The organism is Rathayibacter sp. AY1C2 (assembly GCF_002931195.1).
In the GTDB taxonomy this organism is placed as follows: Bacteria; Actinomycetota; Actinomycetes; order Actinomycetales; family Microbacteriaceae; genus Rathayibacter.
Genome location: NZ_PSWG01000006.1, coordinates 152,378 through 170,820 on the forward strand (window position 1 = coordinate 152,378; position 18,443 = coordinate 170,820).

Below are 18,443 nucleotides of genomic sequence, written 5' to 3' on the forward strand. Positions count from 1 at the left end.
GGCGGCGGGCCGGCATCGCGCGGACGAGGCGCCAGGGGCCGTCCCGCTCGCGGACCCGACCTCCTCGGCCCGCCCCGATCCTGCGAGCGGCAGGACGACGGCAGCCGCTCCTCGCCGTTCCGCCGGGGTCGCGATCTCGTCGACGCGAGGATCACCCGACGCCGTCACCAGCCCACAGCCGCCACCCCGCCCGCCGAGCTCACCGGTCCGCACCGCCACAGAGAGAACCCGGTGGCCGCGGAGGCGTGCTCTCCCGACTCCGTCGCCGCCGGCCCCCACTCCTGCAGCTGTGTGCATCCGTCCGCCACCACGGCCTTCCGCACCGACTCGGTCGGCGGTGCGGAGTTCTTCAGCACGAGCAGAGGCGTGCGTCCTGCCGCGATCATCCGGGTGACGTCCTGCTCGGTGAAGACCCGCGCCTGGCCGGAGTAGCCGCCGTCGGTGAGCACGCTCGCGCCGGTCGCCGTGATGATCGGCGCCGAGATCGCCCAGGAGTCGGTGAGGAACAGGGGCGCTCCGTCCACCCCGCCGCCGGCGGCACGAGCAGCGGCGACCAGTGCGGTCTCGTCGGCGGTCATCGAGTCGTGCCCGCCGACCGCGTCCGGCGACGAGACCGCGAACGGAGCCGAGGTCTCGGCCCTCTGCGGGAAGCGCAGGCCGACGAGCGCGTCGCCGCCCGACCCGTCGAGGGACGCGTCGAGCACCTGCAGGCTGAACGCGACCGGCCCGGCCAGGATCACGACCGCTGCCGCGAGCGCGACGGGACGACGGCGGGCCGCTCCCCTCCGGCTCCCGACCGCTCGCTCCACCGCACCGCCCCTCCGTCGCCGCGCCACCACCGCGACCACGACGAGCCCTGCTCCGGCGAGCGCCGCGAACGGCAGGCCCAGCACCGCGGGCAGCTGCCCGCCCACGGCGAGCACCGCGCTCCACGCCGTCTGCGCGACGAGGAGGAGCGGCAGCACCAGCCGCGCGACGACCCGGGTCGACGCGAGCAGCCGCACCCCCTCCGCCCAGCCCAGCGCGGCGAGGAGCGCCAGCTGCACGCCGATCGCCGCGACGTACGCCATGTGCGGCACCGTCGCCACCGAGAGCACGCCCGCCGCTGTCACCAGCCACACCGCGAGGCAGACCAGGAGGGCGAAGGCACCGCGGGCACCTCCCCGCCTCCCCCGCCGCGGCCACCAGCGCACGGCGCCGAGCACCAGCCCGGCGAGCGCCGCGGGATACAGCCAGCCGACCTGCGTCGCGTACTGCGCCAGCAGCAGCTTGGCCGGCGAAGACCCCGCTGCTCCGCCCATCGTCGCCACGTGGTCGGATGCGACGACGGCGCCGGGCACCGCTCCCGGGATCAGCCGGTCGAGCCCGTTGAACCCGAACACCATCGCGAAGACGTCGTTCCCCGTCGACCCGTCGATGTACGGCCGGTCGCCCGCGGGCACCGCCTGCATCGCGACCGTCCACGCCACGGAGGCGCCCACCGCGACGGCCAGGAGCCCGCCCGCCCAGGCGAGGGCTCGGCGCCACCCGCGCACCCCGACGAGAGTCGCCACCACGAGCGCCGGCAGGACGAACCAGGCCTGCATCATCTTCGCCTGGAAGCCGATCCCGATGGACAGCCCGGTCATCAGCAGCGGCCACCACCGCTCCGTCAGCACCGCGCGCTGCCACCACACCAGCGCCACGGCGAGTGCCGCCGTGAGCAGCCCGTCCTCCATCGGGTGCCCGAACATCGACACGAAGATCGGCGTGCTCGCCGCCGCTGCCGCCGCGACCAGCCCGAGCCCCCGGCTGCCCCACCGGAGCCCGACGACCGAGCACGCCGCGACCGTGATCAGCCCCTCGATCAGCTGCGGCAGCGCGATCGACGACGTCGACATGCCGAACAGCCGGATGCTCAGCGCCTGCGGCACCGCGAACCCCGCCAGCTTGTCCAGCGTCACCGTGGCGGCGGGATCGAAGGCTCCGAACGCCAGCGCGTGCCACGACTCCGACATCGACCGTGCCGCCGCCTCGTAGAAGACGGCGTCTCCGCCCCGGGCGAGATTCCAGCCGGTGAGGACCGTCGAACCGCACAGGATCGCGAGGAGGGTGAGCCGCGCCCACCAGGGTTCGCGCCACCACCGGGCGAGCGGAGCGGAGTGGGTCACGTCCACCGACGCTAGGGAGCCGGCCTGCCGCCGCCCTTGCGGGCGGTCGGGGAGACGCCGTGCATGCCGCTCCGGCTTCTCAGTCCGGACGCCGCCGGCACAGCCGACGACCAGGAAGGGTGCCGCGCCGCCCCGGTCACCCTCTAGGGTGCGGACATGCCCCGCTCCATGGCCGACCTCTCCTTCCGCCGCGCCCAGTGGGAGCAGCGCTACTCACCGCACGTGGCTCCCGTGAACCGCTGGATCGACGAGCTGCGGAACCCCTACGGACGCGGCTGGCTGCCCTACGTCGCTCCCCTGCACGGCGGAGTGGAGGCGCGCGTCCTCAGCGTCCTCCGCGATCCCGGCCCCGCCACCCAGGACGGCGTCGGAAGCGGCTTCCTCTGCACCGAGAACGACGACCCGACGGCGGAGCTCATGGCCGGGCTGATGGACGAGGTGGGCCTCGCCCCCGCCGACCTGCTGCCGTGGAACGCCTACCCCTGGTACATCAACCAGGCGCCGAACGCCGAGCAGCTCGACGCCGGCGTCGAGACCGTCCTGCATCTGCTCGCGCTCGCCCCCGACGTCGAGGTGGTCCTCCTGCAGGGCGGCGACGCCGATCACGGCTGGCGGCGCCTCCTCAGGCGGCACCCGGCGATCGAGCGCGAGCGCGGCCTCACGGTGATCCGCACCTTCCATCCGTCGCGACAGGCGCTCTGGGCACGGGATCCCGCCGAGCGGGAGACGCGCTCCGCTCGACGTCGCGAGGCCTTCGCCGAGGTCGCCGCAGCGCTCCGGTGAGCGGTCCGCAGCATCACGACGAGGCCCGGAAACGACGGAAGCCCTGACGACGACCAGCGGTCTCATCAGGGCTTTCCGTCGGGCTGACAGGATTTGAACCTGCGACCCCTTGACCCCCAGTCAAGTGCGCTACCAAGCTGCGCCACAGCCCGTGGCAGACCGGGCCGAGGCCCGGGCAACTCGACTACCTTAGCGGATGCCGACGCCGGAAGTGAAAACGAGCGGGCCCCGTAGACTCGCTGCGCGGAACGCGTCGGCACGGGTCGACGCGCCGTCGGCAGCTCGGGAGGCGTCAGCAGTGGATGCGCGGCAGAAGCGATCACAGGTGGCCCTGCACCGGGCGATCATCGAACTCGCGACCGGCCGCGACGTCGCCACCCTCACCGTCTCCGAGATCACGGATCTCGCCGGCGTGAACCGCTCCACCTTCTACGCCCACGCCTCCTCCGCCGCAGAACTGCTCTGCGCCGCCCTGCAGGACGAGCTCGACGCGATCCGCGAGGGCTACCTCCAGCAGCTCCGGAGCGGCGCCGCGACCGACGCGAGCATCCGCGAGGGCACCTCCCGCGTCCTCGGCCACCTGGACGGCCACCGCGACCTCTACCTCCGCGCCTTCGACGCTCCCGGCGGCGACTCGGGCCTCCGCGCGATGCTAGCGGGGCACTTCCGCACCGCCGTCTCCGCGACGCTCGACACCGGGATCCTCGACGTCCCGCCCGCGGACGCACCGCTCGGGTTCCTCGAGGACGCGACGGCCTCGTTCCTCGCGGCGGGCTCCGTCGGCCTGATGGAGCAGTGGCTCCGCCTGCCCGCGCCCCGCGATCCCGGCAGCTACCTCGCCGCCTACCGACGGCTCCTGCCGCCGTGGTGGCCCTTCGCCACCGGCGACTGACCGGCCTCCCGGCCCTGCCGACGCACGCTCGGAGAGACGACCGCCCGGTTCGAGGGAGGCCGCCGTGTAGGCGGCAGCGCCGCGCCGCCCGTCGCTCCCGCTCGCAAGGAGGCCGACCTGCTCGATCGGGCCGCATCGGAGCAGCATCCGCCCCCGCGACTCGACGACCGCTCCCCCCGGAGACGCGGACGGCCCGCGGGAGGAGCTCCCACGGGCCGGACACGGTGCGGCTGCGCTCAGCGCGCGCGCTTCTCGCGGACGCGCATGTTGACGTTCACCGGCGACCCCTGGAAGCCGTAGATCTCGCGCAGGCGGCGCGCGATGTAGCGGCGGTAGCCCGGGTCGAGGAACCCGGTCGTGAAGAGCACGAATGTCGGCGGGCGCGACGAGGCCTGCGTGCCGAAGAGCACGCGGGGCTGCTTGCCTCCGCGGAGGGGGTGCGGGTGCGCCGCGGTGAGCTCGGCGAGGAACGCGTTGAACTTGCCCGTCGGGATGCGCGTGTCCCACGACTCGAGCGCGAGCTCGAGCGCCGGCACGAGCTTCTCGAGGTGGCGGCCGGTGCGGGCCGAGATGTTGACGCGGGGCGCCCACGCCACGTGGGCGAGGTCGGTCTCGATCTCGCGCTCGAGGTAGCGGCGGCGCTCGTCGTCGAGGAGGTCCCACTTGTTGAAGGCGAGCACGAGCGCCCGGCCCGACTCCAGCACCAGGTCGATGATGCGGACGTCCTGCTCCGAGATCGGCTGCGAGACGTCGAGGACGACGACGGCGACCTCGGCCTTCTCGAGCGCGGTCGAGGTGCGCAGCGACGCGTAGAAGTCGGCGCCCTGCTGGAGGTGCACGCGGCGGCGGATGCCCGCGGTGTCGACGAAGCGCCAGACCTTGCCGGCGATCTCGACCTGCTCGTCGACCGGGTCGCGCGTGGTGCCAGCGAGCTCGTTGACGACGACCCGCTCCTCCCCCGCCGCCTTGTTGAGCAGGCTGGACTTGCCGACGTTCGGGCGGCCGAGGATCGCGACGCGGCGCGGTCCGCCGACCTCGCGCTTGGCGACGGCCGACTCCAGAGGGAGCTTCTCGAGCACCGCGTCGAGCAGGTCGGCGACGCCGCGGCCGTGGACGGCCGAGACGGGGCGGGGCTCGCCCAGGCCGAGCGACCACAGCGAGGCGGCGTTCGGCTCCTGGCGGGCGTCGTCCACCTTGTTGGCGGCGAGGAAGACCGGCTTCTTCGTCTTGCGCAGCAGCTTCACGACGTGCTCGTCGGTCGCGGTCGCGCCGACGTTCGCATCGACGACGAAGATGACGGCGTCGGCGAGGTCGATGGCGATCTCGGCCTGCATGGCGACGGAGGCGTCGATGCCGCGGGCGTCGGGCTCCCAGCCGCCGGTGTCGACGATGGTGAACGCCCTGTCGATCCACTCCGCCTTGTAGGACACGCGGTCGCGCGTGACGCCCGGGGTGTCCTCGACGACGGCCTCGCGGCGGCCGAGGATGCGGTTCACCAGCGCGGACTTGCCGACGTTGGGGCGGCCCACGATCGCCACGACCGGGAGGGCGGGGAGGTAGCGGACCTCGTCCGAGTCCTCCCCGGCGAACTCGAGGAGGTCGAGGTCCTCCTCGTCGAGGTCGTAGTCCTCGAGTCCGCTGCGGAGCGCCTGCGCGCGTGAGGAGGCGAGCTGCTCGTCGAGGTCGCCGAGGCGCTCGACGAGGTCGTCGTCTCCGAAGTTCAGCTCGTCGTCACCGACGTGCGTGTCCTGTGCCATGACCGGCCCTTGCTCTCGAAGTTCGGACCTCGGCGACGACCGCGTCGACGGTCTGCTCGAAGTCGAGATGAGTGGAGTCGAGAAGAGTGACTCCTTCTGCGGCGTTCATGAAGTCGACCACCTGCGAGTCGGCGCGGTCCCTCGACCGCAGCGCCTGACCCGTCGCCTCGGCGGATTCCGTGGTGACCTCGCGCGAACGCCTGGCCATTCTAGCCTCTTCGCTCGCCGTCAGCAGGATCCGGACCGGAGCGGTCGGTGCGACGACCGTCGTGATATCGCGGCCCTCGACGATGATGCCCTCCCGACGCGTCTCGCCGATGATCCTCCGGAACAGCAGTGTGATCCTCCGACGGACCTCGGGGACCTTCGCCACGGCCGAGACGCGCGCGGTCACCCGGGGCTCGCGGATGGCGGCGGTCACCTCGGTCGGACCGACCCACACCGAGTACGACTCGGGGTCGGTGCCGATGGAGTAGTCGAAGCCGTCGAGCGCGTCGACGATCGCGTCCTGGTCCTCGAAGTCGAGGCCGCGGTCGAGCCCGTGCCAGGCGAGCGCGCGGTAGGCCGCTCCCGTGTCGAGGAACTCGAAGTCGAGGCGGCGGGCGGCAGCCCTCGACACGCTGGACTTGCCGCTGCCGGCCGGGCCGTCGATGGCGACCACGACGGCCTCGCCGAAGTCGCCCTGCTCGGCGGCCTCGGAGCGCGCCTCGCGCTCGGGAGCCGCGCCCCCGTCCTCCGGGATGCTCTGCTGTGCCCGGCGGGCGGGCGTCATCCTGTTCAGGCCGCCCTCCTGCCTGTTCTGCTCGGTGCTCATCCGGCGATCCTCCAGCCGCGTAGGGTCAGTTCTTCGGTCAGCGGCGCGACCGCTTCGGGCACCACCGAGATCTCGGCGAGACCCACTCGGCGCCCCTGCGCGTGCTCGAGGCGCACGTCCTCGAGATTGACGCCCGCCTCGCCGATCTCCACCAGGAGCCGCGCGAGGGTTCCGGGAGAGTCGTCGACGAGGACGATCAGGGTCGAGAAGCGCTGGTCCTGGCCGTGCTTGCCGGGCAGGCGCGCCACTCCGGCGTTGCCCGCGGCCAGGTGCTCGGCGAGCACGCGGCGCGAGCCGGGCGCCTCGAGGTCGCGGAGAGCATCGGCGACCGCGGCGACGTCGTCGCGGAAGGCGTCGAGCACCGCGACGACGTGCTCGCGGTTCGCGGCCAGGATCTGCATCCAGAGCTCGGGGGCCGAGGCCGCCAGGCGCGAGACGTCGCGGACGCCCTGCCCGGCGAGGCGGAGCGCCGCGTTCGGGGCGTCGAGGAGGCGCTGGCCGAGCAGTGACGAGATCACCTGCGGGGCGTGCGAGACGAGGCCGACCGAGAGGTCGTGCTCCTCCGGGTCCATCTCGACGATGGTGCCGCCGAGGTCGAGAGCGAGGCCCTCCACCCGCGCGAGCGCGTCGGGCGCGGTCTCGCCGTCGCGGCAGATCACCCAGGGTCTGCCGACGAAGAGGTCTCCCCGCGCGGCGACCGGTCCGCCGCGCTCGCGGCCGGCCATCGGGTGCGAGCCGATGTAGCGGGCGAGGTCGACGCCGCGGGAGCGCAGCTCGCGCAGCGGCTGGGTCTTGACGCTCGCCACGTCGGTGACGACGGCTCCGGGATGCGCCGCGAGCTCGCGCTCGACGACGCTCGCGGTGACGTCAGGGGGGACGCAGACGACGACGACGGAGGGCCGGTCGTCGGCGGAGGCGGCGCGGCCGGCCCCGTAGTCGATGGCGAGAGAGAGGCTCGCGGGCGAGGCGTCGTCGAGGACGACGTCGATCCCGCGGGAGGCGAGGCCGAGGCCGATGGAGGCGCCGAGCAGTCCGGAGCCGACCACCCGCACCGTCCCGGTCGTCCGCATCGCGGGCGGCGCGGGGTGCAGGAGCTCGTTCACCCCGACAGCCTAGCGATCGGCACGGCGCTGCTTGTCGGCGCCGGACCGGCGCGGAGGACCGTCGCTCCGCCCGCCGCCGGCGGAGGAGCCGCCGCGATCGGACGACCGTCCCGCCGAGCCGCCGCGGTCGGACGACCGTCCGGACGATCCGCCGCGATCCGAGGATCGCCCGGCCGAGCCGCGCTCCGCCGGGGCGACGCGCTCGCCGCTGTCAGGCCGGGGCCGCCGCGCACCCGCGCTCGCCTTCTTCGAGGGGACCGCGGGAGCGGCCGCCACCGCCTCGCCGCCCTGCCGCGCGATCGTGAGCAGCGCGCCCAGCTCCTCCCGGGTCAGGTCGCGCAGATCGCCCGAGCGCAGGGTGCCCAGGTGCAGCGGCCCGAACTGGCGCCGGACGAGCTCGATCACCGGGTGGCCGACCGCCGCCATCATCCGGCGGACGACCCGGTTGCGACCGGAGTGCAGGGTGATCTCGACGAGCGAGGCGTTCGAGCGGCCCTCCGGCCGGCCGAGGAGACGCGCCTTGTCGGCGGCCACCGGTCCGTCGTCGAGCTCGATCCCGGTGGTCAGCGTCGCGATCGTCTGCGGGAGCACCTGCCCGTGCACCTTCGCGATGTAGGTCTTCGTCACTCCGAACGACGGGTGCGCGAGGACGTGGGCGAGCTCGCCGTCGTTGGTCAGCACCAACAGGCCCGAGGTCTCGGCGTCGAGGCGCCCGACGTTGAACAGCCGCTCCTCGAAGTTCTTCGTGTAGAGGCTGAGGTCGGTGCGTCCGTTCTCGTCCGCCAGCGAGCTGACGACGCCGATCGGCTTGTTGAGCATGACGTAGCGGCGCGAGGTGTCCAGCTGCACCGCGACCCCGTCGACCTCGATCCGGTCGGTCGCCGGGTCGATGCGGCGGCCGAGCTCGTCCGCCACCTCGCCGTTGACGCGGATCCGCCGCGCCACGATCATCTCCTCGACCACTCGTCGGGAGGCGACCCCCGCTGCCGCGAGGACCTTCTGCAGTCGTTCGCCGTCGGGGCCGCTGTCAGGCGCGCTCATCGAATCCGTCTCTTCCGTCGCTCAGTAGGGGGGAGATCTTCGGCAGCTCGTCGAGCGAGGTGAGGCCGAGGTGCACGAGCAGCTGCTCGGTGGTGCCGTAGAGGACCGCGCCCGTCTCGGGGTCGTGGCCGACCTCCGCGATGAGGCCGCGGCCGAGGAGGGTGCGCGCGACGGAGTCGACGTTGACCGCGCGGATCTGCGCGACCTGACCGCGCGAGACCGGCTGCTTGTAGGCGATCACGGCGAGCGTCTCGAGCGCCGCCTGCGAGAGCCGCGTCGGGTTCTGCGTCAGGACGAAGTCCCTGACCACCGGGTCGTACTCGCGGCGCACGTAGATCCGCCAGCCGGCACCGACCTCGCGCAGCTCGAAGCCCCGGCGGATCGCCCCGTCGGCGCCGTCGTAGTCGGCTACCAGGCGCTCGATCGACTGGCGGACCACGGCGATCGGCCTCGACAGCGCGGTCGCGAGGGAGGCGAGCGGCTGCGGCTCGTCCGCGACCATCAGGATCGCCTCGATCGCCCGGTCGATCTCGAACGCGACGGTCCCGGGGCCGGCGTCAGGAGTCATAGTCGGCTCCGAGCGCGGCGAGGCTCGCATCGCTCCACTGCTCGGCGACCCAGCGCAGCGTGAGCTCGCCGAGCGGCTCCGGCTGGTCGAACGAGATCGCGGCGTGCCGGTAGAGCTCGAGCACGGCCAGGAAGCGCGCGACGATCACGCCCTTCTCGTCGGCGTCCGCGATCAGCTCGCCGAAGGTGGCCCTCCCGCGGGCGCGCAGCACCGCCACGACGTGGGCGGCCTGCTCCCGGATGCTGATCTGCGGGGCGTGCAGGTGGTCCAGGCCCACCGTCGGCAGCTCGCGCGGAGCGAGGGCGACGGTCGCGAGGGCGGCGAAGTCGGCGGGCGACAGGGTCCAGACGAGCTCCGGCTTCGCGGACCGGTACTCCTCCTCCAGAGGCACGTCCCGCACGTGGCGGGCGGTCTCGATCGCGATCCGCTCGGCGAACCACGACGACACCTGCTTGAAGGCCCGGTACTGCAGGAGCCGGGCGAACAGCAGGTCTCGCGCCTCCAGCAGCGCCGCGTCCTCCGCGTCCACGAGCTCGCCCTGGGGCAGGAGTCCGGCGATCTTCAGGTCGAGGAGCGTCGCGGCGACGACGAGGAACTCCGACGCGCGGTCCAGCCCCTCGAGCGAGTCGATCCCGTGCAGGTACGAGAGGAACTCGTCCGTCACGGCGCGCAGCGCGATCTCGGTGATGTCGACCTGCTGCTTCGCGATGAGGCTCAGCAGGAGGTCGAACGGACCCTCGAAGTTGGTCAGCGCGAGGTGGAACCCGATGGGAGCGGCGCGCTCCTCGAGGAGGACCTCAGGCGACCGCGCCACGCGAGATCAGCTCCCTGGCGAGCTTGCGGTACGCCTTCGCGGCGTTGTGCTCGGGCGCGAACTGGGTGATCGGGACGCCGGACACGCTGGCGTCCGGGAACTTCACCGTGCGGCCGATCACCGTCTCGAGCACGCTGTCGCCGAAGGCGTCGACCACCCGGTCGAGCACCTCCCGCGAGTGCAGGGTGCGGGAGTCGTACATCGTGGGCAGGATGCCGTCGAGCTCGATCACCGGGTTGAGCCGGTCGCGGACCTTGTCGATCGTCTCGATCAGCAGGGCGACGCCGCGCAGCGCGAAGAACTCGCACTCGAGCGGGATGAGGACGCCGTGGCTCGCGGTGAGCGCGTTGACCGTGAGCAGGCCCAGCGAGGGCTGGCAGTCGATCAGGATGACGTCGTAGTCCGCGCTCACCTTGCGGAGCACGCGAGCGAGGATCTGCTCGCGCGCGACCTCGTTGACGAGATGGACCTCGGCGGCGGAGAGGTCGATGTTGGCCGGGATGACGTCCAGGCCCGGCACGCGGGTCCTCCGGATCGCCTCGGCCGGGTCCTTCACGGTGCCGAGGAGCAGGTCGTAGATCGTGATGGCGTCGTAGGTCGTGACCCCGAGGCCGGCCGAGAGGGCGCCCTGCGGGTCGAAGTCGATGGCCAGCACGCGGCGGCCGTACTCGGCGAGGGTCGCGCCCAGGTTGATGGTCGTCGTCGTCTTGCCGACGCCGCCCTTCTGGTTGCAGAGCGAGATGATTCGAGCGGGGCCGTGACCGGTGAGCTCCACCGGCAGCGGGAATTCGCGCAGGGGGCGGCCGGTCGGGCCGAGCGTCGGGGCTTCGAGACCGGTGAGCTCGGCCTTGTCGTCCGTCTTGCGTGTCACCTGCGTCGTCCTCGCTTCCGTGGCGGCGTGCGCTCCCGCGCGGCCTCCGACGAGTGTACCGGCGCCCCGCTCCCCGGCCGCCGCGCCCCGCCGCGCGGGGCCGCGGCTCTAGCGCCGCGCTCGCGGGTGCGCGGACGTGTAGACGTCCCGGAGCGTGTCCGCCGTCACCAGCGTGTAGATCTGCGTCGTCGCCACCGAGGCGTGCCCGAGGAGCTCCTGCACCACGCGGACGTCGGCACCGCCCGCGAGCAGGTGGGTCGCGAACGAGTGCCGGAAGGTGTGCGGCGAGATCTCCCGGTCCAGCCCGGCCTTCTCGGCGACGGCGCGGATGACCAGCCAGGCGCTCTGCCGCGACAGGCGGCTCCCGCGGACCCCCAGGAAGAGCGCCGGCGTCGCGCGCCCCCTCCGCGAGAGCTCGGGCCGCGCACGGACGAGGTACTCGTCGACCGCCTCGCGGGCGAAGCGGCCGAGCGGCACCATCCGCTGCTTGGACCCCTTGCCCGTCAGCCGCACCACCTCCGCGGCGACCACGTCGTCGACGTTCAGGTCCACCGCCTCCGAGATGCGCGCGCCCGTCGCATAGAGCAGCTCCAGCAGGGCCCGGTCCCGCAGGTCCGCGAGCTCCTCGCCGCGCGCCGCGTCGAGCAGTGCCGCCATCTGCTCGACCGTGACCGCCTTCGGCAGGGTCATCGGGATCTTCGGCGGCACCACGTCCCGGGCAACGTCGTCCGCGACGACCCCCTCCTCGAGGGCGAAGCGGTGCAGCCCTCGGACGCTCGAGAGGATCCGTGCGCGCGAGCTCGCCGCGAGCGGCCGCTCCGGGCGTGCGGCCAGCCAGGAGGAGAACTCCCCCACGTCGACCCGTCCGAGCTCCGCCAGATCGACGGTCCCGCGCTCCTCGAGCCAGCCGAGGTAGAGCTCCAGGTCGCGCCGGTAGGCCGCGAGCGTGTGCGCCGAGAGCCCGCGCTCCACGCTCGCCTGCCGGAGGTACGCCTCGGCGCAGGCGTGGGGGCTCACCCCCGGGGGTGGCGGACCCGCGGGTGGCGCGTCCACGGCGAGGACGCGTCGCCCAGCCCGTCCCAGTCGCGCGAGCGGAACGCGTGCGCCGCGAGCACCGCGATCGTCAGCGAGGGGTTCTGCACCCGGCGGGCGAGGACCGCCTCGACCGCCTCGTCCAGCGGCACCCACCGCAGCTCCATGTCGGCCTCCTCCGCCTCGCGGTCGAAGGCGGAGCCGGTGGACGAGAGCCCGCGGGCCAGGTAGATCCGGATGACCTCGTCGCTGCCGCCCGGCGAGGTGGCGAACTCCGAGAGCAGGTCCCAGCGCTCGGCCTGCAGGTCCGTCTCCTCGCCCAGCTCCCGCTGAGCGGCGACCAGGGGATCCTCGCCCTCCACGTCGAGCAGGCCGGCCGGGATCTCCCACTCGCGGGTGCGGACAGGGTGCCGGTACTGCTTGATCAGGGCGACGCGGTCCTCGTCGTCGAGGGCCAGCACGGCGACGGCTCCCGTGTGATCGAGGAACTCCCGGCGCAGCTCGCCGCCGCCGTAGCGGAACGTCTCGGCGCGGACGCCCCAGACCATCCCGTCGAAGACGCGCTCACTGGTCAGGACCTCCGGCTCGACGAGCTCGTCCGACAGCGGCTCACTCATCGGCGCCCGCCTCCGATGCCGGGAAGAGGCGCGAGGCCTCCTGGCGCTCGAGGGCGGCGGTCACGAGGCCGCGGAAGAGCGGGTGCGCGGCGTTCGGGCGCGAGCGAAGCTCCGGGTGCGCCTGCGTGCCCACGTAGTAGGGGTGCTTCTCGCGGGGCAGCTCGACGTACTCCACGAGGTGGCCGTCGGGCGAGAGGCCCGAGAACCAGAGCCCCGCCTCGGCGATCCGGTCGCGGTAGCGGTTGTTGACCTCGTAGCGGTGACGGTGGCGCTCGGCAGCCTCAGGTGCGCCGTACACCTCGGCGACGATCGAGCCCTCGGCGAGCTCGGCCGTGTAGAGGCCGAGGCGCATCGTGCCGCCCATGTCCCCGGACGCGAGGATCTCGACCTGCTCGGCCATCGTCGCGATGACGGGGAACTCCGTCTCCGGGTCGAACTCCGACGACGAGGCCCCCTCGAGGCCGGCCTCGTTGCGGGCGTACTCGATGACCATGCACTGCAGGCCGAGGCAGAGCCCGAGGGTCGGTATCCCGTTCTCCCGCGCGAAGCGCAGCGCGCCGAGCTTGCCCTCGATGCCGCGGATGCCGAAGCCGCCGGGCACGCAGATGCCGTCGAGCTCGGAGAGCGCCTTGGCCGCAGCCTCGGGGTCCTCGAGCCCGTCGGAGGCGATCCAGCGGATGGCGACCTTCGTCTGCTGCGCGAAGCCGCCGGCCCGCAGAGCCTCCGTCACGGAGAGGTAGGCGTCGGGCAGGTCGATGTACTTCCCGACCAGGCCGATGGTGACCTCGTGCTTGGGCTCGTGCACGGCCTCGAGCAGTCGCGACCAGCCGTCCCAGACGACCTCGCCGGCCGGGAGGCCCAGCTGGTCGATGATGTAGGCGTCGAGGCCCTGCTCGTTGAGCATCTGCGGGATCTCGTAGATCGACGCGACGTCCTTGGCGTTGACCACGGCCTGCTCGTCGACGTCGCACATCAGCGCGATCTTGCGCTTGTTCGACTCCGAGACGGGCCGGTCGCTCCGCAGCACCAGGGCGTCCGGCTGGATGCCGATCGAGCGCAGCGCCGCGACGGAGTGCTGGGTGGGCTTGGTCTTCTGCTCGCCGGAGGCGCCCATGAAGGGCACCAGCGAGACGTGCACGAAGAAGACGTTGCGGCGGCCGAGCTCGTGGCGGACCTGGCGGGCCGACTCGATGAACGGCTGGCTCTCGATGTCGCCGACGGTGCCGCCGATCTCGGTGATGATGACGTCCGGCTGCGGGTCGTCCTCCGACTGGAGGCGCATGCGCCGCTTGATCTCGTCCGTGATGTGCGGGATGACCTGGACCGTGTCGCCGAGATACTCGCCGGCGCGCTCCCGCGCGATGACCCGCGAGTAGATCTGGCCGGTCGTGACGTTCGCGGCCTGGTTCAGGTTGATGTCGAGGAAGCGCTCGTAGTGGCCGATGTCGAGATCGGTCTCGGCGCCGTCGTCGGTCACGAAGACCTCGCCGTGCTGGAACGGGTTCATCGTCCCCGGGTCCACGTTGAGGTACGGGTCGAGCTTCTGCATGACGACGCGCAGCCCGCGCGCGGTCAGCAGGTTGCCCAGGCTCGCGGCAGTGAGTCCCTTGCCGAGCGAGGAGACGACACCGCCGGTGACGAAGATGTGCTTCGTGATCTTCGAGGGGGCGTCCTGCCCGGCCGTCGAAGCGCTCCGGGTCGAGGACCCGGAGGAGCCCTCGGGATCCGAGGGAGAAGAAGAGGAAAGGCCCGCGTTCGTAAAGTCCACCACGGGGTTCCACCGTAACAGCAGAACGGCGGCGGCGGACCGCCCGGGACGGATCGATGTCGTCCCGGGCCGCTCGCGATCAGCCCCGCCGACTCGATTCGAGGAGCTCCCGCGCATGAGCGAGAGCGTTGGCGGAGTCGGTGAGCCCCGAGAGCAGGCGCGCCATCTCGGACACCCGCTCCTCGGAGTCGAGCTGCGTCACGGCGCTCGAGGTCACCGCGCCGTCCGAGCCCTTCTCGACGCGGAGGTGGTTCGTGGCGAATGCGGCGACCTGCGCGAGGTGGGTCACCACGATGACCTGCGACGTCTCGGCGAGCCGCGCGAGCCGTCGGCCGATCTCGATCGCCGCCGCTCCGCCGACCCCTGCGTCGACCTCGTCGAAGACGAACGTCGGCACGGGGTCGTTGGCGGCGACCACGACCTCGATCGCGAGCATCACCCGCGAGAGCTCGCCTCCCGAGGCTCCGCGGGCGAGGGGCCGGGGTGCGGCCCCGGTGTGCGGCTGGAGCAGCATCTCGACGGAGTCGCGCCCGTGGACGCTCGGCTCCCCCGCGGCCGTCACCTTCACGTGCAGGTGCGCATCCGCCATGGCCAGCGCGGTGAGCTCGTCGCTGACCCGCTCCCCCAGCTCGGCGGCCGCCGCGGTCCGCAGCTCGGTCAGCCGGGTCGCGAGGCGGTCGACGAGGTCCGCGTCGGCAGCGGTGTCTGCCTCGAGAGCCGCGATCCTCTCGTCGTCGCCGTCGAGCTCGAGCAGGCGGAGTCCGGAGGAGTCCACCAGGTCGAGCACGTCGTCCAGCGTCGGTCCGTAGGTGCGGGCGAGCAGAGACAGCTCCGCCCGCCGGTTCTCGATCAGCTCCAGGTCGTGCGCGCCGTCGAGGTCGAGCTCCGCCAGGTACGAGGAGAGCCCGCCGGCGGCGTCGACGAGGAGCACCGCCGCCTCGCCGAGCGTCTGGACCGTCGGCTGCAGGGCGGCGTCGTGCTCGGCCGCCCGCTCCAGCACGCGCCGCGCCGTCTCGAGGAGCCCGAGCGCGTCCCGCCCGTCCAGCTCCTCGGACGAGATCGCCTCGCGGGCCTCGCCGGCGGCGAGCCGCAGCTGCTCGATGCTCCCGAGCCGGGCGGACTGCGCCGCGAGCTCGACGTCCTCCCCGCGCTGGGGGGCGACCACCTCGATCTCGGCGAGGGCGGAGCGGAGCCGTTCGGCTTCGCGGGCGCGCGTCTCCCGGGCCTCGGTGAGCGAATCGAGCTCCTCCCGGTTGGCCCGCCAGCGCTCGAAGGCGCTCGCGTAGTCGCGGAGGGCGTCGGCGAGACCGGGTCCGCCGAACCGGTCGAGCGCCTCGCGTTGCGCCGCGGCGGAGCGGAGGCGGATCTGGTCCGACTGCCCGTGCACGACGACCAGCTGATCGGCGAGCTCGCTCAGCACGCTGACCGGTGCGCTCCGGCCGCCGACGACGGCTCGCCCGCGTCCCTCCGCCGAGACGGACCGCGCGAGGAGCAGCTCCGGGCCGTCGAGATCGCCGCCGGCGTCGTGGACGCGCTCGGCGACCGGGCCCTCCTCGGGGACCAGCCAGCGCCCCGACACCCAGGCCTGCTTCGCTCCCGAGCGCACCGCGGACGCGTCCGAGCGCGCGCCCAGCACGAGGCCGAGCGCCGTGACCACCATCGTCTTGCCGGCGCCGGTCTCGCCGGTGACCGCGGTGAAGCCCGGTCCGAGCGGGAGCGTCGCCTCGGCGATGACTCCGAGGTCGCGGATCTGCAGCTCTTCGAGCATCGGGCCTTACTCCGTCTCCGCCGACCCCCGCCATCCGCGGATGGGGAGACCGAACTTGTGCACGAGTCGATCGGTGAAGGGGGCGTCGTGCAGGCGTGCGAAGCGCACGGGCACGGGCGAGCGCCGGTAGACGACGCGCGCTCCCGGCGGCAGCTCGTAGGCGCGCCGGCCGTCGGCCCAGAGGACGCCGACGCCGTCGGTCCTCTCCTTGACCTCGACGGCGAGGCTCGACGACGGGCCCACGACGAGGGGCCGCGCGAAGAGCGCGTGGGCACTGAGCGGAACGAGGAGCATCGCCTCGACGGTCGGCCACACGACGGGGCCGCCCCCGGAGAAGGCGTAAGCGGTGGAACCGGTCGGAGTGGACACGACGATGCCGTCGCAGCCGAAGCTCGACAGCGGACGTCCGTCGACGCCCACCATGACCTCGAGCATCCGCTCGCGGCTGCCCTTCTCGACGGTCGCCTCGTTGAGCGCCCAGGTCTCGTAGACGACGGCCTCGTCGATCTTGACGCGCACCTGCAGGGTCATCCGCTCCTCGACCGCGTAGTCGCCGTCGAGCGCACGGGCGACGGCGTCGTCGAGATCGTCCCGCTCGCTCTCCGCGAGGAACCCGACGTGGCCGAGGTTCACGCCGAGCAGAGGGGCCGTCCCGGACCGGACGATCTCCGCTGCGCGGAGGATGGTCCCGTCCCCGCCGAGCACGAACACGAGCTCGATGGACTCGAGCGGCACGTCGGACCCGAGCACGGCGACGTCGCTCAGATCCGGAGCGACCGCGACGATGTCGCCCTTGTCGTCGGCGCAGAGGACGGGGTGGGCGCCGGAGTTCCGGAGGCGCTCGACGACGAGGACCGCCGCATCGAGGGAGTCCGTCCGTCCGGTGTGGGCGACGACGAGGATGTTGCGCTCGTCACGAGGGGACTGCATCGAGGGTGTGTCCTTCTGGTCGGTCGACAGCGGCGGACACGATCGCGTCATCCGGTGGTGAGCGCGGTGACCGCGTCCCTCCATTCTGTCGGAATCGTTCCACGGTCGCGGTGGAGGTGCGCCAGATACTCGCGATTCCCAGCGCCCCCCGGGAGTGGCGACTCGGCCAGGCCGACGACGCCGAGCCCCAGGTCCCACGCCGACCACAGGACGTCCGAGAGGGCCTCGCGACGCAGCTCGGGATCCCGGACGATCCCCTCCCGCACTCCCAAGCGGCCGACCTCGAACTGCGGCTTCACCAGCACCACGAAGTCGGCGAGCGGATCCACAGAGGCGGCGACCGGAGGCAGAACCATCCGCAGGGAGATGAAGGACACGTCGGACACGACCAGGTCCGGCACGATCGCGGTCCTGGCGGCTTCGGCGAGCCGGGCGGCGGTGAGATCCCGCGCATTGAACCCCTCCACCACGTGGACGCGATCGTCGGACCGGATCCGCGGAGCGAGCTGGGCATGCCCGACGTCGAGCGCGATCACCGAGGCGGCGCCGCGCTCGAGCAGGACCTGCGAGAACCCGCCCGTCGACGCCCCGACGTCGAGAGCGTTCCGGCCGGCGACTCGCACCGTCGCGAAGGTGTCGAGGGCGGCGAGCAGCTTGTGGGCGGCTCGGCTGACGTAGTGGTCGAGGCCGGCGACCGCGACGTCCTGATCGTCGCGGACGCGGATCGAGGGCTTCAGTGCAGGGACGCCGTCCACCGTCACCAGACCGTCGGCGATCATCCGAGCGGCATGGGTGCGGGACCGGGCGATGCCACGTTCGGCGAGAGCCGAGTCGAGTCGCGAGTCTTCGGTCATCGCTCGCGGTCCGCGTTCTCGAGTCGGATGCGCAGCTGCTCCTGCAGCTGGACGTATCCGGCTGCCCTCTCGTCGAGCGCAGTCTGCTCGATCCGGAGGAGCTCGTCTGACAGGACGTGTTCCTCCACGACGTCGAAGCCGTTCTGGAGCGGCCTCGATTCCGGAGAGGGCGTCGGGTCGTGCTGAGTCATCGCTGCTCCTCGTTCCGGAGTCGGGCGACGACGGTCATCGTCGCTCCGGCCGGTACTGTTCGTCCTCGAACAGAGACCGACCGGTTAAACAGCGATGGCCACCCATTTCTGGGTGGCCATCGTGAATGGTGTCCGGCGGTGTCCTACTCTCCCACAGGGTCCCCCCTGCAGTACCATCGGCGCTGAGAGTCTTAGCTTCCGGGTTCGGAATGTGACCGGGCGTTTCCCTCTCGCTATGGCCGCCGTAACCCTGGCGACACACGCACCCGAGGGCACATGGTCAAATCTGGGTTACACGCCGTGCGTGTATTCAATTGTTCCGCTCCTGCCGAAGGAGGATGCGGGGTGCCCGTCTTCTGGGAACCACAAAGTGGACGCAAGCAATCTCTGGCCACTCCTACCAGCCTTTACAACGGTATGAGTGTAGTGATTATCAAGTTATCGGCTTATTAGTACCGGTCAGCTCCGACAGTCTTTAGTCCTGTCTTCC

General features: G+C 72.4%; 16 protein-coding genes, 1 tRNA gene, 1 rRNA gene and 1 pseudogene. 2 read left to right on the plus strand and 17 right to left on the minus strand.

All coding sequences use genetic code 11. The annotated features are described in order from the left end of the window. Positions 1-164: 164 nt before the first annotated feature. Positions 165-2,150 carry a glycosyltransferase family 39 protein gene (locus C5C55_RS07045; RefSeq protein WP_219812990.1) on the minus strand — a complete coding sequence of 662 codons (1,986 nt, stop codon included), beginning with the start codon at positions 2,148-2,150 and terminating at the stop codon, positions 165-167. A gap of 156 nt (positions 2,151-2,306) precedes the next feature. Between C5C55_RS07045 and C5C55_RS07050 the strand changes: the two genes are divergently transcribed. Beyond that, the gene (locus tag C5C55_RS07050) at positions 2,307-2,933 is read left to right on the plus strand and encodes a uracil-DNA glycosylase (protein ID WP_104233385.1); all 627 of its coding nucleotides are present in this window, start codon (positions 2,307-2,309) and stop codon (positions 2,931-2,933) included. A 78-nt stretch (positions 2,934-3,011) separates the two neighbouring features. Here the strand turns inward: C5C55_RS07050 and C5C55_RS07055 are convergent. Further along, positions 3,012-3,085: transfer RNA gene (locus C5C55_RS07055), tRNA-Pro, on the minus strand. Between the two features lie 173 nt (positions 3,086-3,258). On the opposite strand from C5C55_RS07055, the gene C5C55_RS07060 reads away from it, so the two are divergent. Then, the gene (locus C5C55_RS07060) at positions 3,259-3,825 is read left to right on the plus strand and encodes a TetR/AcrR family transcriptional regulator (protein WP_104233386.1); all 567 of its coding nucleotides are present in this window, start codon (positions 3,259-3,261) and stop codon (positions 3,823-3,825) included. 236 nt (positions 3,826-4,061) lie between these two features. Here C5C55_RS07060 and der read toward each other — a convergent pair whose 3' ends face one another. From der to rrf, 15 genes and pseudogenes are all read right to left on the minus strand, one after another. Continuing rightward, entirely contained in the window at positions 4,062-5,582 is a 1,521-nt protein-coding gene (gene der, locus C5C55_RS07065) for a ribosome biogenesis GTPase Der (protein ID WP_104222506.1), read from the minus strand. Further along, complete coding sequence (gene cmk, locus C5C55_RS07070) at positions 5,557-6,396, minus strand: (d)CMP kinase (protein ID WP_244229618.1); 840 nt, start codon at positions 6,394-6,396, stop codon at positions 5,557-5,559. Before cmk ends, der begins: the two co-directional genes overlap by 26 nt. Further along, positions 6,393-7,466 carry a prephenate dehydrogenase gene (locus C5C55_RS07075; RefSeq protein WP_104233408.1) on the minus strand — a complete coding sequence of 358 codons (1,074 nt, stop codon included), beginning with the start codon at positions 7,464-7,466 and terminating at the stop codon, positions 6,393-6,395. The genes cmk and C5C55_RS07075 overlap by 4 nt, the downstream gene beginning before the upstream one ends. Before the next feature lie 303 nt (positions 7,467-7,769). Further along, a pseudogene (locus C5C55_RS07080) lies at positions 7,770-8,540 on the minus strand (pseudouridine synthase); the annotation flags it as partial. Further along, entirely contained in the window at positions 8,527-9,108 is a 582-nt protein-coding gene (scpB, locus tag C5C55_RS07085; RefSeq protein WP_104233388.1) for an SMC-Scp complex subunit ScpB, read from the minus strand. The gene scpB and the pseudogene C5C55_RS07080, both read right to left, overlap by 14 nt. Next, positions 9,098-9,922 carry a ScpA family protein gene (locus C5C55_RS07090; protein WP_104233389.1) on the minus strand — a complete coding sequence of 275 codons (825 nt, stop codon included), beginning with the start codon at positions 9,920-9,922 and terminating at the stop codon, positions 9,098-9,100. The genes scpB and C5C55_RS07090 overlap by 11 nt, the downstream gene beginning before the upstream one ends. Beyond that, positions 9,906-10,793, minus strand: coding sequence for a ParA family protein (locus C5C55_RS07095; RefSeq protein ID WP_104233390.1), 888 nt, complete (start codon positions 10,791-10,793; stop codon positions 9,906-9,908). Before C5C55_RS07095 ends, C5C55_RS07090 begins: the two co-directional genes overlap by 17 nt. 108 nt (positions 10,794-10,901) lie before the next feature. Next, entirely contained in the window at positions 10,902-11,810 is a 909-nt protein-coding gene (gene xerD, locus C5C55_RS07100; protein ID WP_104233391.1) for a site-specific tyrosine recombinase XerD, read from the minus strand. Then, on the minus strand, positions 11,807-12,442 hold the full coding sequence (locus C5C55_RS07105) for an NUDIX hydrolase (RefSeq protein WP_104233392.1): 636 nt from the start codon (positions 12,440-12,442) through the stop codon (positions 11,807-11,809). The genes xerD and C5C55_RS07105 overlap by 4 nt, the downstream gene beginning before the upstream one ends. Continuing rightward, complete coding sequence (locus tag C5C55_RS07110) at positions 12,435-14,099, minus strand: CTP synthase (protein ID WP_104222604.1); 1,665 nt, start codon at positions 14,097-14,099, stop codon at positions 12,435-12,437. The genes C5C55_RS07105 and C5C55_RS07110 overlap by 8 nt, the downstream gene beginning before the upstream one ends. Positions 14,100-14,289: 190 nt before the next feature. After that, a complete protein-coding gene (recN, locus tag C5C55_RS07115; RefSeq protein WP_104233393.1) occupies positions 14,290-15,978 on the minus strand; it encodes a DNA repair protein RecN in 1,689 nt (562 codons plus the stop codon). 6 nt (positions 15,979-15,984) lie between these two features. Beyond that, positions 15,985-16,908 carry an NAD kinase gene (locus C5C55_RS07120; RefSeq protein WP_104222498.1) on the minus strand — a complete coding sequence of 308 codons (924 nt, stop codon included), beginning with the start codon at positions 16,906-16,908 and terminating at the stop codon, positions 15,985-15,987. Between the two features lie 47 nt (positions 16,909-16,955). Beyond that, positions 16,956-17,762, minus strand: a complete 807-nt coding sequence (locus C5C55_RS07125) for a TlyA family RNA methyltransferase (protein ID WP_104233394.1) — start codon at positions 17,760-17,762, stop codon at positions 16,956-16,958. After that, entirely contained in the window at positions 17,759-17,953 is a 195-nt protein-coding gene (locus C5C55_RS07130; RefSeq protein WP_104233395.1) for a hypothetical protein, read from the minus strand. Before C5C55_RS07130 ends, C5C55_RS07125 begins: the two co-directional genes overlap by 4 nt. 130 nt (positions 17,954-18,083) lie before the next feature. Then, positions 18,084-18,200, minus strand: a 5S ribosomal RNA gene (gene rrf / locus C5C55_RS07135). Positions 18,201-18,443: the final 243 nt, after the last annotated feature.

Coding starts and splice junctions, on each gene's coding strand:
- recN (WP_104233393.1), bottom strand. CDS start 15,978: ATGCTCGAAGAGCTGCAGATCCGCGACCTCGGAGTCATCGCCGAGGCG.
- C5C55_RS07105 (WP_104233392.1), bottom strand. CDS start 12,442: ATGAGTGAGCCGCTGTCGGACGAGCTCGTCGAGCCGGAGGTCCTGACC.
- C5C55_RS07125 (WP_104233394.1), bottom strand. CDS start 17,762: ATGACCGAAGACTCGCGACTCGACTCGGCTCTCGCCGAACGTGGCATC.
- scpB (WP_104233388.1), bottom strand. CDS start 9,108: ATGACTCCTGACGCCGGCCCCGGGACCGTCGCGTTCGAGATCGACCGG.
- der (WP_104222506.1), bottom strand. CDS start 5,582: ATGGCACAGGACACGCACGTCGGTGACGACGAGCTGAACTTCGGAGAC.
- C5C55_RS07075 (WP_104233408.1), bottom strand. CDS start 7,466: ATGCGGACGACCGGGACGGTGCGGGTGGTCGGCTCCGGACTGCTCGGC.
- C5C55_RS07130 (WP_104233395.1), bottom strand. CDS start 17,953: ATGACTCAGCACGACCCGACGCCCTCTCCGGAATCGAGGCCGCTCCAG.
- C5C55_RS07120 (WP_104222498.1), bottom strand. CDS start 16,908: ATGCAGTCCCCTCGTGACGAGCGCAACATCCTCGTCGTCGCCCACACC.
- cmk (WP_244229618.1), bottom strand. CDS start 6,396: ATGAGCACCGAGCAGAACAGGCAGGAGGGCGGCCTGAACAGGATGACG.
- C5C55_RS07050 (WP_104233385.1), top strand. CDS start 2,307: ATGCCCCGCTCCATGGCCGACCTCTCCTTCCGCCGCGCCCAGTGGGAG.